Annotated in this window: 9 protein-coding genes and 1 tRNA gene; 2 read left to right on the forward strand and 8 right to left on the reverse strand. The window is 41.0% G+C overall.

All coding sequences use genetic code 11. The features are described from left to right. Nucleotides 1-3 precede the first annotated feature (3 nt). From LPTSP_RS01105 to coaE, 8 genes are all read right to left on the reverse strand, one after another. A tRNA-Leu gene (locus LPTSP_RS01105) sits at nt 4-85 on the reverse strand. Nucleotides 86-174: 89 nt separating this feature from the next. Then, entirely contained in the window at nt 175-1287 is a 1113-nt protein-coding gene (locus tag LPTSP_RS01110) for an NHL repeat-containing protein (protein ID WP_245915437.1), read from the reverse strand. A gap of 208 nt (nt 1288-1495) precedes the next feature. Further along, nucleotides 1496-3067 (reverse strand): methyl-accepting chemotaxis protein, encoded by a 1572-nt coding sequence (locus LPTSP_RS01115; RefSeq protein ID WP_108927015.1) that lies wholly within the window; start codon nt 3065-3067, stop codon nt 1496-1498. 145 nt (nt 3068-3212) lie between these two features. Next, on the reverse strand, nt 3213-4031 hold the full coding sequence (locus tag LPTSP_RS01120) for a CPBP family intramembrane glutamic endopeptidase (protein ID WP_108927016.1): 819 nt from the start codon (nt 4029-4031) through the stop codon (nt 3213-3215). A 21-nt stretch (nt 4032-4052) separates the two neighbouring features. Further along, nucleotides 4053-4742, reverse strand: a complete 690-nt coding sequence (locus LPTSP_RS01125; RefSeq protein ID WP_108927017.1) for a hypothetical protein — start codon at nt 4740-4742, stop codon at nt 4053-4055. A gap of 96 nt (nt 4743-4838) precedes the next feature. Further along, entirely contained in the window at nt 4839-5489 is a 651-nt protein-coding gene (locus LPTSP_RS01130) for an FFLEELY motif protein (protein ID WP_108927018.1), read from the reverse strand. An 87-nt stretch (nt 5490-5576) separates the two neighbouring features. Continuing rightward, nucleotides 5577-6242: an SPOR domain-containing protein gene (locus LPTSP_RS01135; RefSeq protein WP_108927019.1), complete on the reverse strand. Its 666-nt coding sequence runs from the start codon at nt 6240-6242 to the stop codon at nt 5577-5579. Beyond that, nucleotides 6239-6865, reverse strand: a complete 627-nt coding sequence (coaE, locus tag LPTSP_RS01140) for a dephospho-CoA kinase (protein ID WP_108927020.1) — start codon at nt 6863-6865, stop codon at nt 6239-6241. Before coaE ends, LPTSP_RS01135 begins: the two co-directional genes overlap by 4 nt. 769 nt (nt 6866-7634) lie before the next feature. Between coaE and LPTSP_RS01145 the strand changes: the two genes are divergently transcribed. Beyond that, complete coding sequence (locus LPTSP_RS01145) at nt 7635-11999, forward strand: LIC12048 family lipoprotein (RefSeq protein ID WP_135354744.1); 4365 nt, start codon at nt 7635-7637, stop codon at nt 11997-11999. 10 nt (nt 12000-12009) lie between these two features. After that, nucleotides 12010-16422, forward strand: a complete 4413-nt coding sequence (locus LPTSP_RS01150) for an LIC12048 family lipoprotein (RefSeq protein ID WP_108927022.1) — start codon at nt 12010-12012, stop codon at nt 16420-16422. The last annotated feature ends 59 nt before the right edge of the window (nt 16423-16481 follow it).

Raw genomic sequence — 16481 nt, forward strand, 5'->3', positions numbered from 1 at the left:
TTTTGCGAGTGGAGGGACTCGAACCCCCACACATTACTGCACCAGAACCTAAATCTGGCGTGTCTACCAATTTCACCACACTCGCGACGGGTTACGAACGTCAGTTTTTCAATGGAGATTGGGAAGTCAAGGATATTGAAATTCTAAAAACCCGCTATGGACGCGGCCAAACCCTTACCACTCTGAATATAGTATTTTTATTTTCAAGATCCGATTCCCAGTTTCGTGGACTGCGTATAAGTAACCGTTACTGGCCACGGTGAGTTTGGACCCAACGATCGGATAATATACATTCGGAATAGAAGGTGGTTCCACTTGTAAGGTGGCCCTTTGCTGCAAACTGGGATCGTATCCTCGAATGGTTCCTTGGTACATATCCGAGATTATCACATTGCCGAAGGAATCAATCGCGATCGCATAAGGTTTTATGCCTGTGCCTCCATGAAAAAGGCCAGTAAGATAAGTTCCATCCGGAGCCCAAACGGAAAGTACAGGATCATGAACCGAATCCACTACGAATAAATTTCCATTAGTAGGATCAATGGCTATGTCTTTTGTGATATCAAAAGCTCCTATATCATTTCCGTGAAATGTTCCTCTAAAATAGCCTACACCTGCAAGCGGTGTATGCCATCCTTTCACATTATTTGTATCTTTCCCGAGCCAACCTTCATAAGCTCCGGATTGATCGTAACGATTTACGTAATATAATACTTCACTACCGACATAGATCTTATTTCCGTAAAAAGAAATAGAGCCGAAAGTGTTCATGGCTCCGTCGTCTTGAGTGGCGGAAGGATTTCCTTGCGGCTGACCTGTGGCATGCCAGCCAATACTGTTATCACTTGCTTTCCCTAACCATGCTTCGAAATTTAAAGAAGAATCAAAACGTTGGATCCTATATGCGTCTGAAACGTATAGACGATCTTGGGAATCCGTAGCAAGTCCCCCTATGATGGTAAATTCTTCCGGGTTTAATCCGAAAGCGGCTACTGCGCTTGTTGGTGCTGAATGAAATCCTTTGGCGCCCGTAGTATCTAATCCTAACCATCCTAAAAATTTTCCGGAAGGATCGAACTTTAAAACTCTGGACCGAGTCGTGATCACATACAAAGGACAACCCCCGGTATAATCATGCTGCACGTCACAGGTCCATGATTTTTCGGCTACGTATACATTGTCTTGGCTATCCACTGCGATTGCATACGGATTATCAAAATTGTATTCTATAGTGGAAACGATTCTGAATCCTTTTGCTTGCATTTGAGGAAGCAGGAAGGCTTCCAATTTTAAAAGGGTTGGATCTAGCGGGGAATCCCCGAGAGCACAGGACATAAAAGTGCCCAAGATAAGTAGGATCGCCGAGAAAAACCTAGGGCCGAAGTTTTCCATTGGTATAATAACAATCGGAAGCCAGGATTTTGCCCTAAAAGGGTGAAACAATTCCTGATTTCCTATTTTTTTATCTATGTTGGAAAGAACTTTTTTCCTGATTTTACTGAACGACTAATCTTTTGGACTGCTCTGAAAGTTCTTCTAGGCTTGCTCTCATTCTATTGGAACCTTCTGAGATAAGATTCGAAGATTGTTCAATAGAAGAAAGTGCCTGCACCACTTCTTTGGTTCCGTTCTTCTGTTCGCTTGCAATGGATTCGATCTGTCTGGATAGATCAAATAATTCCCGGAAAGATTTTAAGAAGGACTCGTGAATACGTCCTTGGTTTTCCACCCTGGACCTCAATTGATTTAGGTTATCTACCACAGAAGTAAATCCGGATTCTTGGACGGAAACTTTTCGTTTTGTTTCTTCCGCTGCAGTATTTCCGTTTGTGATCAGTTTTGCAGCTTCTGCAATAATTTTAGATATTGTGGCGGCGTTTTCGGAAGCGCTATCTGCAAGTTTTGCGACCTCTTGTGCCACTACTGCAAATCCTTTTCCATGCTCTCCCGCTCTTGCCGCCTCGATAGAAGCGTTTAACGCTAACAAGTTCGTTCTATCTGCGATCTCTCTCATAATATCGTTTACATCTTGGACTTTTTTGAAGGATTTACTTACTTCCCCGAAATTATTTCCTAATACTTCCATTGCTCCGGAAACATCTTTACTATAACCTTTGGACTCTTCAGTAGTCTTGGCTAAGGAGTCAGTGGAGATACGCACGTCTTTTAAGATAGAATTTAAGGTATCGCTTTCTTTGTTCAGTTCTTCTATCTTTCCGAACTGAGCCTTAACAAATTCAGCGGCGCTGTCCGTGGATGCGGCTAATTCTTCTAACGAAGCGCTGATCTGTTCCATACTGGAGACCTGGCTTTGGATCTCTGAATTCAAAGTGTCCATTTCGTTTTTCATTTCGGAAGTATTTCTGTTCAGGACGGTAGCCTCGTCAGTGATCCTGTTTTTGGTCTTCTCCGCTTCTTCACTTTTTGCTTCGGCTTCAACTGTGGATTTGATTGCCACGTCGGAAACGGAAACTAAAAATTTTACTACGGAAGTCAGGATGTGAATTCCTAAAACGAAAAATACGAATCGGATGATCTCGAAAAATACGGAGATCTCTGTGGACTTATCCGTAGTGTATTTGAATTCAACTCCATTCAACCATGCGAAATAATCCATTGAGAATGTTCCGATCAATGCCAGATACCCTACCATCAAAGTAGTTTTAGGGGAAAGGAGCAGGCCGGAATAGATCATCACGAAAAAATATAACATGATAAAGAATGGCATCTTCAACGTTCCGACCATCGCTTCCGCATTAGCAGCAAAAACGGTTACTGTGATGAAGATGAGTGAATACATTAAGATATCTAAAAATACGCAAAGAGTTACAAAGGAACTTTTGAGTTTTCCTTTTTTGAGTAGAATGATCTGAGCAATCCCGTAACTGAAAATGGTGAGCTCTATCGAAAAATTTATGAACGTACTGGTTTGGGAACTGGATCCTTGAGAGAATAAGGCCAGAACGTTTACTAAAAGCATCACTATGGAGAATCCGATACGGATTCGATTGATACTAACCGCTCCTTTTTCTGAAAAATTTGTAGTTTGGACGGAGTTTGCCACCATTGTGTTTTTGCCTTTTTGATTCTAACGGATTGATCTGAATATACGAATGGCCAAGAAGTTTCGGCCAATACTGTTCGACTTCTAAAAATGAAAAAACTACACAGTTGTAATCCGAATAGAAGAAACGGACCTACGGATTGTTAGCTTATGCTGTTTTTTCGTTCCGGTCTTTAAATAAAAAGAATGTAAAAGATAATCCAAAACAAGTAATTAGTAAACCCAAAAGGTCTAGCCAAAGAGGTTGAAGGATTTGGATTTTTCCGGAGATGGGAGCGGAGAAACCGGGGATTTCGAGTTGTAGCCCATGCAAAACGATAAGTGGAATTCCATTAAATACAGCATGGATTAAAATCGAATTCCAGATCGAATCAGTTTTATAAACCACCCAAGCCATATAGATCCCGAGAATACTGGATCCGATAAATTGCCAAGGATTCAAATGGATTAGTCCGAACAAAAGCGAAGAGAGAAGGAAAGAAGATATTACAGAAAAAGTTTTCAAGAGCCGATCTAAGATCACTCCTCTAAACATAAGCTCTTCTGTGATCGGAGCTACGACGGAAAGTAAGATTACGGATAAGAAAATATTTTCTCCGTCAAACAATCCTTGGAATAAGTTTATGATAAAGTCCGGTTTAGGGACTAACATAGAAAACAAATTATCCACTTCGGAAAGAAGAATAGAAAAACCTATCGCAGTAATTCCGAAACTAAGCGCCTCCAACACTTTTGGAGATCTGAATCTTAAAACTTCTGCATATTCCTTTTTGGAAATTTTAAGTCCGACCCAAATTGCCAGTCCGAAAGAGGCTGAGTTCCCAATTGCTGCGATTAGTTTCGCATCTAGATTCCATTTTGCAACGGATTGAAGGATCGCAAACACGATCCCAATTCCAACACCGGTAACTAAAACTAAGATGCAGAGACCGACTGCTCCTAAAAAAGGATAATTATTATTTTGCATGGATTAGAAAAACGCCTAAGATCAGGATTCAATCGGGATCCGTTTTCCGTCCAGCCAACCTGCGACCCAAGCAAGAAGCACATAACCTACTAATGCCTGGATGGAGAATTCAGGAATTGTAAGTGGAGGAGGGAAGAATGGAGTGGCAACTGCTAAAACCAATAGTATCCCGCCGAAGATCTGCATTCCGTATTTTCCACCGAAAGTTGTGCCTGGTTTAGTCGCTCTAAAATATAAAACCAAACCGATCAAGGTAAGGGTTACTTCCGTCGCGATAGAAAGAGTTCTATTATGCCAAAGACCAAAACCTATTTTAGGACCTGAATCGAATAGGATAGGTAGATCTTTTGTATGCATAGGAAGATCCAGAAAATAATGAGAAAGAACGGTTAAACCGATAAGTCCGGAAATTTTGTTCTTTAAAGAATCTGAATATGGTTTGGATCTTAAAAAAACGAATTTAAAGATCAGAAAACATAAGATCGACCAGCCAATTCCACCCACTAAACTATGCGTGATCGGCATATAATAAAGATCGAAATTATTCACTTCAGTAAAACCTGGAACGAATCTAATACCTTCGATCCCGAATAAGATAAAGATCATAAATAAAATATCTACGAACTGAACCCCGATAAAACTCGCCCAGAGAGGAGTTTTGGGTTCCGCTTTTTTAGAAGCGAAAGAAACGCTATAATGTCCTATAAACATGAGTTTGCCCCAAGGCCGAAGCTCCGGCCGGAGCAAAGGATTTAGGAAATCTAAAAAAAGGCAAGAGGGAATCCGAAACGGAGTTCTTTCGGAAAATTAAAATTGGCTTGGTTCGTGTTTTTCGCCGTTGATCAGTTTACCTAAAAGTCTGTTTTCTCTATCTATGAAAGACTCGATGAAAGGCTGTAGGTCTTTGATCTTTGTAGATAGATTATAACCGGCTTCCATAGTATCTACTAGAGAAGTAGCTCCTACCATCGAGGCCGCAACTTTGATCGGGGCCATAATCAGTTTTACCATTGGAAGTTTTGAAAGAGAGAAGAAAAATTTTAGAGTCTCTCCTACCATACCGATCTGGGCTCTTCTGTCGTCGAATCTACCGACTGCACCCAAGGCAGCATAAAGATTTTCTTGAGGGATCTCTCCGTTCTCCATCAGATTATTTTCGAGTACAACTTTTGCGGTCTCAAAATCCAAAGAGTCTGTGAGCTTATTCAGTAGAATGATCTGATGGATATTGTCGGTCATTGCCTTGCCGGCGACCGTTTTTAATTTTTCATACAAACTTTCGAGTGCATTGTCTCTTTCTTCCTTGTTTGTGGGAGCATAAAGATTGTTTTCGAAAAAGGAGGGGATCCCGTCGTATCCCTTAATTGATGTTAAAAGATCCGAATATGTATGACGCAATCTTTCGATTGTGGATCTGACTACGGCAAGACGAACTGGTTCGAGTTCTTTCAGATCCATTTCTGTTAACAACGAACTTGGGGTTTCACGGTTCCTAGGTCAATTGAAAAAATATAGAAGATCGGCCAGGGAAATATCTAAAAAAAATTATTCCTTAGAGACCAAAGCGTTTTCTTTCAAATTGCCAGGAAGTTTTTTCATGGATTTCTCCGCGTCATCCTTGGATGGGAAATTTCCCATACGAACGGTAAAATAACCATTTTTGGTTTTTTTCACGTACGACTTCGCGCCTAAAGAAGATTTGAGTTCATCTGCCTTCTCTTTGGTTTTGAATGCCGCCACCTGTACGAAAAAATCGTTATCAGCCTTATGGACCGCAGTCTTACGAGGGGAAGTGTGGATTGATTTCTTGGATTCCTTTTCTTTCCGGACTAATTTTTTTTCAGGATGAGAAGAGGATGGGGCTTCTACTTCTATCTTGGATGGCTCTTCTTTTTTTGAGGGAGAAACTTCGGATCTTAGATCCACAACTTCCGCACCGGGAGGAAGATTTCTAAATTTGACTTCTTCTTCTTTTTTAATGTTAGAAGGAGCAGAGGATTCATCCATTGCTTGGTTCACAGTGGAAGAAGATAAGGATTGCATATTGTCTCGATTAGAGTTGAGAGCCAGGTCGTCTTGCACTTGGCCTCTTTTTCTACCTACGGAAACTCCTAAGAAGAAGAATGAAAAAAGTAGTCCCACTAAAAATAGGGAGAGCAAGGAGATCCTTTTATTATCTAAATTGATGACGTAGAAAATTTTTTCCTTCATTTCATTCTTCCTTTTAATTCAGCGTACAAATGTTCGCATTCTTTACGAAGGTCTTGCAAATCCCCTGTGTTCTTAATGGAATAATCGGCCTTCTTCGCTTTTTCCTGAAGAGAAAGCTGGCTTTTTGCTCTGGCTTCCGCTTCTTCTCTGCTTATCCCGTCCCTTTTTACTGTCCTTTCCAGGGAAACTTCCGGGTCTGAGATCACACAGACCGTAGCATCACAAAGGGTATAGGAGTCCGTTTCGAAAAGAAGTGGGACCTCCCACAGGACCAGACTAGCTTCTTCCAGGCCGCCCAGAACTTCCAAAAACTCCTTACGTATCCTTGGATGGGTTAAAGAGTTTAGGATCTTCAGTTTTTCGGGATTTCCGAATACTAACTTCGCGATCCTTTTCCGATCTATATTGCCGGACTCATCTAGAATTTCCGGACCCAAGGAATCGATCAGTTCCTTGGAGATCGGGCTGTTCGGGTCCGTATATTTACGGGCGATCTCGTCAGCGCTGATCCTTATTCCGCCCAGCTCTTCCAAGATCCGAGTCGCAGTGGATTTGCCACCACCGATCATCCCAGTGATCCCGACAAGAAAAGCCCCGTCAGTTCTAAGAGAGGACCGAGTCATTGGGAAAGATTATACGAAAAGGCTTTTTAGTACAAGCTTTTTAATATAGGTAGACTTGGCCGTCTCCCTCGTGACGGCTCTTAAAACGCATCCAAGATTTTCAGCCTTGGCTCGATCATTTGTGAATAAGTGAAATATTCGAGCATCACAGGTGTGAAATTAGTGGCCTTGGTTACAAATAGAACGTAAAATTCAGACTGATAAATAATACGGTAACCTGAGGGTTGCTAATCTTACATTTTTGATATATATCAAGATGAGAAGAAGGGCTTTATATTTTCGAATTATTTGTATTCGGGGCATCTGCTTTGCAAATAATTAATCTCATGAAACTGTAGCTTTTAATATTATAAAAAATTAAAGTTATAGTTTTTATACGAAAGTTTTTAGATCGCATATTCCATATTAGAATAATATAAACCATCCGTTATGGGATACGTTCTGATTTTTCCATGTTATCCCAGTTGGGACAAAAAGTTCCCAAATTTTTTTCCGTTAGTTTCATTTTCGCTTAATAACTGTCTGTTTTCTCAACTTTTCCTAAAATTTTTTTCAGTTAGCCGCAAAAAATTGGACAAAAATGGGAACTTTTTTGAAACGTCCATTCAAACGCCTAAGTTGTGTTTCGATTCAGAGACGAATCAGGCAGAACTGTGAGTAAAAATTTTAACTCAGTCAAAAAAGTCGACTCACGTCGAAAAATTTGTCCGGGATGTTTTATATTTTGGATTTGGTTCTTTTGAGTGATGGGAAACCGGAGGTTGGTTCGATGTTCGATTTGATCGTTAGGATTGTTGTTAGGAAAGTTATTTTAGCTTCTGTTTTATTTTCCTTTGTTGGCTGTTTAAGCGATCTAGGCTTCGGGAGTGGAGACGTAGATATTACGAAAGCGACTTGGCTTGTTGCCGAAAAAATTCCATTAATTCGGGATAAAGGCGGTCTCCCAGGTCTACCTACACCTCCGGTAGTACCGATTGATAATCTTTTTAGCCTTCCTCCTGGTACAAAAGTAAAGGCGGCCAGCTTAGGAGGAACCATCGATCCTACTGGAACGAATATACTAAACGATTTCGACGGTGACGGAATTTTAAATACAAATGAGACGACAACTAACGTTTGGGTAGCTGACTATCCGATGATCGATGCAATCATAGCTCCTCCGGTTACGATGAAGATCTACATTCAGATCAGCTCCAATCAGAACAGTGATGAATTAGTTAGCGAGATAGGTTCTCAAGACTTCGCTTCAACTCGCAATGACGGTTCTGAAAAGATTCACCAAAACGAATTAAATTTAAAGACGGTTCAATTCCAAGATACATACTCAGATTCCATTTCTTTCAATGGGGCAAACTCTCTCTCGGAAAGTTTCGGAGTGAAATACCAAGGGACGGGAGCTAATTACGGAACTAGCTCTTCTAAAAACTGGGGGGTTACTGCTTCAACTAATAAGACTCTTACTAAATGGGCTGATAAACCCTTCGTCAATAATCTGGATAGAGAGGGTTGGAATGTAAAAGCGAATTCTTCCAGCGATAAGGCGATGAAATATCGAAGAGATAAGGCAAGTAAGATAGACGAAACTTCAAAAGTGGATCCGAATGCCGGTTACGTTAGAGCAGCACTATACATCGAAAATCAATCCGTAAATATGCCGGTGAAAATTAAAAATATTTTATGTTCCCTAATGTTTGAAACTGGCGAAGGTGATTTAATACCTATTCAAAGTTTCAGATTGATGAACACCGACAATAGTCCTTTCGAAGTTTCGGTTTATGGTGGAACAAAATTCGGTCCTTACGTAATCGAACTTACTAATTTAAATACCGCGGAAATTGAAAGAGCTATTTCATCTGGCTACACCCCTAAAATTTACATTGTAGATTATGAAATGACTCATGTTGCAGATTCGAATTATAGATCAGCTCTCCTGAATTTTACAGGTGATAACTTAAAGATCGTAGAGGAAAACTCCAAAGCAAGGACCGCTCTTATAAAAATTTTCGGACCTGGTTTCCGTGAAATGTACAGAGTAGCTGCATTCGATCTTGGCTCTGGAATTTCTGACCCTTGCCAGACTAAATCTGTAGTAGGAGATCTTTCCCCAGGCGTTAGCTTGAGGACTGCGTTGAATCGTATCGCTTGTTCGGGATTAGAAATAGAATATGAAGATGTCGTAGTGGATTTCCAAGACATCGCCCCCAAATTAAGCGCTTCAAGAGTTTTTGCAAAAGGAATAAAGTCTATTGGCGGGGTTAAAAATACAATTCTTTGTGATAGACAAGAGAACATCATCGGATCTGACAATAACCCTAGGACCGCTTGTGTTCAAAAACCTTTTAGCGAATGGACTCCAGAGCAAAAAGAAAATGGCGGAGTGTGGGTTGTATTCTCAAAGGGAAAATATTATAATTTTACGGAATACTTATTAACTCAGGGAGAAAATCCTGAAGTAATTAAATTCGATCCGAATGCTCCCCGGCCAGCTTCTGTTCTAAAAGGGATCGATTCTACTTTGTGGGCAGGCGATAGAGTGGATATCGTTTATATTTCTTTGAGAGATTATGGAGCAAAAATCCGTGATTTCGGAACCAATCCATTAGTAACGAACTTACCTTTCAAAATGAATACAGCCTGGGATCTGGATTCATTAGGACCTCATCCTTATTATCCTAACACTAAATCGATCTATTTGGGTGCAGTCGGCTTCGGAGAACAAATTGAACTTTCCATCAAACTCGATAAAACTCAATATCTAAATCCGAGTTTCGGAGCTCCTTCAATCTCCGGAAATTTCCAATACTTTAAAGATTTCTCATATAATCGAATCACTACACCTTTGTTATTCGAAAGAACTGAAGTTGCAGATTTCGAAATCAGCATGGGATTCGGTGGACAAAGATCAGATTGGATGCATATCGAAAGGGATTTAAATAATTCAGATCCCTATAAGTTACAGTCTTGCGGAGTAAATTTTATACATTCCACTCAGACCTTAACTTTATGTGTTAAACTTCCTACGCAACATGAAGTTCTGGATACTGAAACTAGCGTCGTGGAATTGTATGTTCGCCCTTCTTTGAACAATGCTTATAGAAGGACTGTTTGGCCTTTACCTTATTACAAGGTCGGAAAAATGAGAGGGACTTTGGCAGATGCAGTTGTTTCTGGAGCGAGCACAATTAGGGTACTAAAGCCGTTCGGTCTTTTGGAACAATATGATGTTCTGGTTATCGGCGATAATTCTCAGCAGTTTACAATCTTGAATATTTCGTCCGCGGATAGCGAGGGAGCTGTAACATTAACTTTAGATCAGCCTGTAGGTTTCGATGCTATAAAAACCACAACCGTGATCACGTTAAGTGGTTTGGAAACTCCAGATATCAAGATAACTCAGGACAGCGGTTTCATTACAAAGTGGAATCAAGAAGCGACTACTGCATTTCTTCCTACTGCTTATACGACTGCACAAAATCTTACATTTTCCGCAGGGCAATCAATCGATTGCTTAGCAAATCCAAAACATCCAGTTGGCTGTCTAGGGTTTGCTACTGACTTTAATGCAGTTAACTGGATGGGAAATTATAATAAGGGTGTAGCTCTTTGGAGTTCTTGGGCTGATGGAGGGGACTTTTCTAACTTCCTTTCCAGCGGAATGTTCGGGCTAACTACTAGTAACGGGCTTGTTTACAAATTGGAACCTGGAGCTTCCGACTATATGGTAGGTGAGCATACAGGATCGAATCCAATATATGGTCCTATAGCAATTTCGAATGGCGATTACACTCTTGTCATTTGGAGAAAGGATTCGGATATCTGGGGAAGGCTTTATACAAATTCCACCCAGGCAGCTGTCGGAGTTCAATTCGACATGAACACTTCTACAAATCCGATTAACGGTAATTTCACTGCAAAGGTAAATGAAAACGGAAAAGTCATTTTGGCATGGGAAAACGGTTTAGATCTCTTTGTAAGCTTCTGGGACATGCCTACGAAAACTAGAATCGGAACGGAGAGCAAGGTTGCAACTCGCCTGAGAGTGCCTGTTTCCAGTGTTACTATGAATATAGATGTGGCAATCGGTACGAATAGAGCGTTAGTAACTTATGAAAATAGTTATATTACTTCCTCGATAGAGTATATTGGCAACTGGACCCAGCATGATGCTCTGGCAAGGTTGTATGACGTAGCTACTGCAACAGCGGTTGCAGCTGCCTTTACATATTCGGGAGGAAATGATTTAGCAGGATGGGGAAAAACCTCAGTATCTGCGGTTGCAATAGGTAATTATGCCCTCTTATCGAATATCACCGCATACGATAACGGATCCTCTGTCTTCACTTTACCATATGATCTTGCTGCAGGCGCGGCAATCGGGGGTCCAGTCAGAACATTGGATTCAGCAGGAGCAGGCATAAGCGGAAGTATTAGAACAGGATTGTACACTGCAGGAGGTGCGAATCCTGTATATGGAATGGTGGTTTGGAGAACGGCTCAGGGTTATCTTCGAGCGAGAGGAATAAACGTAAGTGCCGGGTCCTTAATCGGTGGGAGTACTTTCAATGTGGAGTCGGGGACGGTTAATCCGATTTGGAATATGTCAGTCACGAAGAACCCAGGCGTAATTGTATATGCAACAACTGCGGATAATAATGTTAGACTGCGAACTTTTGCAATGCCGGAAGGGCAACTAGGAACTAGCAATTCACTCGTTTTAAACTCAGCAAACCCTGCAACGTCGAGAAATGGTGGTTCGGTTCTATTAGTCGGTAAAAATGCAATCGCTACTTGGGAACATGTGGAAGGATCTATTAGTAAAACAATTCGAGGCAGGGTAGCCGTAATCGATCCGGATAATACGGACGTGAATAAGAAATTTTTCCTAAAGGGAAGCGGCGAATTCTTCCTTAGTACAACCAATCAGGGATTTCAATCAAATGTAAATACGACGGCAACGCCCGACACTTCGAATGCCATGGCATTTTGGTTAGCTCAAGACACTTTGCAACCAAGAGTCAGAGGATTTAATGTGAGCCTCCAGAACCCGGGAGCCTTGCAGTTTGGTTTGAACAATTTCTTTATCGCCCCATTGATCGAAAGGGATTACACAATCACTTCGAAAATAAAATTCTGAGGATATTGAAATGAATAATATATTAAAAAATTATAATAAAATGAATACTTCAGAAATCATCGATTCATCTGCTGTAAAAAATCATCCTTCTTCCTTTTGGGCAACAGTTTTGGGAATTATTCTGCTTATAAACTCTTGTAGTTTTATGGGAGGAGAAGGTAATCGAGATGTGGATCTTTCTACTGCAGTCAAGCTCACTGCGGAAAAAGTGGGATTGATAACGGATTCACGCCCTTCTCCTACGAGTTCTATCTTCAAGTATGCACCAGGTACTCCGATCAATGCTGCAAGTTTAGGTGGAGCTATCGATCCAACGGGAACAAGTATTTTGAATGATTTCGATGGAGATGGAATTCTAAATATTCATGAAACGAACACAAATGTTTGGGTGGCGGATTATCCTGTGGTAGAAACAACCATTGCTCCACCCGTTACAATGAAGATTGAAATTCTTTTAAGCTCGGAATTAAAGAGTGATGAGATCATCAGCGAAATCAATTCCCAGGATTTCGAATCTACTCGAAACCAAGGTTCGGAGAGTATCCACCAAAATGAGGTAAATCTAAAAACTGTTCAGTATGAGGATACATACGGAAGTTCCTTAACCGTAGGAATTGGTGGTGGTTCCGGAGTGGACGGTGGTGCTACACTTGGTGGATCTGAAACAGAAGAAAAGGGCAAAACCACTAAGACGGAAGGTAGTGGGGTAAATTACAGCAATAATTCAAGTAAGAGTTGGGGTGCGACTTTTTCTACCAATAATACTGTTACCAAATGGGCGGACAAACCGTTCAAAAACAATTTAGATCGGGAAGGTTGGAGCGTTAAGGCAAATTCCAGTACGGATAAAGCCCGAAAATTCAGAAGAGAGAAGTCCCAGAAGATCAATGAATCTTCCAAAGTAGATCCAAATGCTGGTTATGTAAGAGCAGCATTATATATCGAAAACCTTTCGGTGAACATGCCCGTTAAGTTGAAGAACATTCTTTGTTCTTTGATGTTCGAATCTTCCTCTGGAGATTTGATCCCAATTCAAAGTTTCCGTCTGAGAAATGCTGATTATAGCTTATTCGAAGTCGCAGTATATGGAGGGACAAAGTTCGGTCCATACGTGATCGAGCTGGACGGTTTGAATACTGCAGAGGTGCAAAGAGCGATCGCATCAGGTTACACCCCTAAAATTTATATCGTGGACTATGAAATGACTCATGTTCCCGATTCAAATTATAGATCCGCATTGCTGAACTTTAGTGGAGAAAATCTTAAAATAGTAGAAGAGAACGCTAAAGCGAGAACTGCAATGATCAAAATTTACGGACCCGGCTTCCGCGAAATGTATAGAGTTGCTGCTTTCGATGTAGACGGCGGAGGAAATGAAGATCCGTGTACAACTAAATCGGTTAACACAAATCTTTCTCCGGGAATTAGCCTAAGAAAAGCCTTAAAACGAATCGCGTGCTCTGGTTTAGAAATTAAATTCAGAGATACGATTGTAGATTTTGAAGAAATCGCACCTAAGATAGATAAAACTAGAATTTTCACTAGCGGTGTGTTCAGCATAGCAGGTATTGAAAGTACAGTTCCTTGCGTAAACAAAACGAATGTAGTTGGTTCGGATGGTGCTGTTCGCAGCGGATGCGAACAGACTTCATTGAGCACTTGGGACCAAACTACAAAAGAGACTGCAGGTTTCTGGGTTATTTTCTCCAAGGGGAAATATTATAATTTTACGGAATATGTAATGTATGGTTCTGAAACAAACAGACAGATTGCATTATTTGATCCAAGCGCGAGTAAGCCGGCCCAGGTATTGAAAGGTATCGATTCTACAATATGGGCGGGGGATTCAATCGATATCGTTTATATTTCCATGAAGGATTATGGAGCGAAAATTAAAGATTTCGGAACTAGTCCTCTTGTAACAAATGTTCCGTTTCAAATGAATACAAAATGGGATTCAATTGAACTGGGGGATACACCTTATTACCCAACTAAAAAATCCACATACTTGGGAGCTGTAGGTTTCGGTGAAAAAGTTGAAGTAAAAATAAAACTAGATAAGACTAGATATTTGAATCCCAGCTTCGGAATACCGGCTATCGGAGGAAGTTTCCAATATTTTACCGAATTCTCTTATGACATGAAACGTTCGATAATGAACGATTTATATGAAATGGAAGAGGTCTCGGATTTCGAAGTCAGTTTAGGATTTGGTGGTCAAAGAACTGACTGGATGCATATCGAAAGGGATATTAGTACTAGTGATCCTTATAAATTGCAATCTTGCGGTATAAATTTTGTTCTAGTTTCCCAGACCTTGACCTTATGCCTGCAACTTCCTACTCAGCATGCTTATTTAAATACGGAAACTAGTATTGTAGAACTTTACATTAGACCTTCCTATAATAACGCATATCGTAATACAGTTTGGCCTTTACATTATAGCAAGGTAGCGAAGATGAGAGGGCAATTGGCCACTGACTTCGAAGTTGGGGCCACTGTTGTTAAAGTTTCCAAACCTACCGGATTAATCGAAGTCGGGGATACTTTATATGTTGGTGACACCAATGGGCCTTTCACTGTATCACTTCCGCCATCCGATCCGGATTCTGCCGGTGTGGTTACAATTACTTTAAACCAAGCAAATTTAACAAAAGTAGAAAAGACGGAACTTGTTTCTACTAAAAGTAATTTGAAAGATGCAGATGTTAAGCTTACTCAGGATTCGAATTTTATTACCCAATGGAATACCGATACCGCATCAAACTTTTTACCTAACGCTTACACACAAAAGCAGAATGGTCCTTTTTTGGCCGGCTCTTCTGTAAATTGTGCGGGGTATTCCAAGAATGCAGCGGGTTGTCTCGGGTTTCGGCCGGACTTTAATGCTGTCAACTGGATGGGAAATTATAACCAGGGAGTGGCAGCTTGGAGTTCTTGGGCTGACGGGGGAGACTTCTCTAATTTCTTAGCTAACGGATTATTTTCCATCACCAATAGTGCTGGGCAAATCTATCAATTACAACCTGGAGCTGCCGAGTTTGACGTTAGCCAGCATACCAGTACTTCAACCTTTACAGGACCTCAGGTAGTTTCTTTCGGAGATACAGCATTAGTTGTCTGGAAGAAGGATGCGGACCTTTGGGGAAGATTCTACAATATTTCCACACAATTACCAGTCGCTGCTATGGTAGATCTGAACGTAACCGGTGTGACGGGCAAATTCATTGTAAAGGTAAATGAAACCGGTAAGGCAGTACTACTTTGGCAAAATGGCAATGATTTATATGTAACTTGCTGGGACATGACAACTAAAGCACGCGCTTGGGGTGCAAGCGATATAAAAGTCGTTACACGAGATGCCTGGGCAGTTGGTAACGGTAATTTCGACTTAGCTGTCGGAACCAACCAGGCAATGCTGATATGGACAAACGCTATTATAAACGCATTCAATGTGGATACATTTGCAGCTGTTCGTACATATCAAATAACTAATGGAACCGCAGATGCAATAACAAACGTGGGACATGTAGTGAAAGATGGTGGTTATGGTGGATATAAAGTATCCGCTTCTGGAGAAGGAAATACTGCATTCCTAACTTTTTCTCACATGACGGCAAACGGCACAGGAGGATATCGCTACATCGCAACAGGTGTCGTATATACTCTATCTAATGCTACGAGAGTAGGAAGTGGTATAACCCTTGTAGATCTCTCCTACACTTCAAGTTCGGGATTAACGAGTATTATTCCTTCTGCCTACATGAGTGGAAATTATGGGCTTATTCTTTATAAGCTTCCCGATGGGAGCCTGAAAGGAAGAGGAGTAGATCTGGTGAATGCCTCAGCTCTTGGAGCGACATTCACGATAGATACTGGCGTTTCTGCTTATTCAGATGTTGCTACTTCTCCTGGGTTCGGTGCAGTTGCCTATACGACTACTGCGAACGAAGCCCGCTTGAGGATCGTGCATTTCCCGACAGGGCAACTACTCTTTTCAAAATATTTAACTTTAAATAGTCCATTGCCTGCAACTGCGCGTGCAGTTGCAAAACCGGTGATCGTAAACGAAAAGGTCCTTACTGTTTGGTCTCACGAGGAAGGTTCAGGTAAAACGATTCGAGGCAGACTTGCATCTGTTATTCTATCTCCGACTTCTTCCTTTTCCTTGCAGGGAAGCGGTGAGTTTTTTGTGAGTATTTCTAATAAAGGTGCGCAACAGAATCCGGTCGTAACGAGCGGATCATCTTTAGCGAAAGCGTTAACCTTTTGGCAAGCACCTGCAGAAACACCTTATCCTATGATTCATGGATTTACGATAAGTCTCTTGAATCCAGGAGCTTTGCAATATGGGTTAAACAACTTCTTTGTAGCTCCTTTGATAGAAAGGGACTACACAATTACCTCTAAGATTAAGTATTAGGTATTTGTAATAAGGAATGTGAAGGTTTCACTTCGCATTCCTTATTGCTCGTTTATAAG

Source organism: Leptospira johnsonii (assembly GCF_003112675.1).
GTDB classification, from domain to species: domain Bacteria; phylum Spirochaetota; class Leptospiria; order Leptospirales; family Leptospiraceae; genus Leptospira_B; species Leptospira_B johnsonii.

What these genes read in the sequence shown, in the direction of transcription:
- LPTSP_RS01115 (WP_108927015.1), bottom strand. Translation starts at nt 3,067, where the DNA reads ATGGTGGCAAACTCCGTCCAAACTACAAATTTTTCAGAAAAAGGAGCG.
- LPTSP_RS01120 (WP_108927016.1), bottom strand. Translation starts at nt 4,031, where the DNA reads ATGCAAAATAATAATTATCCTTTTTTAGGAGCAGTCGGTCTCTGCATC.
- LPTSP_RS01125 (WP_108927017.1), bottom strand. Translation starts at nt 4,742, where the DNA reads ATGTTTATAGGACATTATAGCGTTTCTTTCGCTTCTAAAAAAGCGGAA.
- LPTSP_RS01130 (WP_108927018.1), bottom strand. Translation starts at nt 5,489, where the DNA reads ATGGATCTGAAAGAACTCGAACCAGTTCGTCTTGCCGTAGTCAGATCC.
- LPTSP_RS01135 (WP_108927019.1), bottom strand. Translation starts at nt 6,242, where the DNA reads ATGAAGGAAAAAATTTTCTACGTCATCAATTTAGATAATAAAAGGATC.
- coaE (WP_108927020.1), bottom strand. Translation starts at nt 6,865, where the DNA reads ATGACTCGGTCCTCTCTTAGAACTGACGGGGCTTTTCTTGTCGGGATC.
- LPTSP_RS01145 (WP_135354744.1), top strand. Translation starts at nt 7,635, where the DNA reads ATGTTCGATTTGATCGTTAGGATTGTTGTTAGGAAAGTTATTTTAGCT.
- LPTSP_RS01150 (WP_108927022.1), top strand. Translation starts at nt 12,010, where the DNA reads ATGAATAATATATTAAAAAATTATAATAAAATGAATACTTCAGAAATC.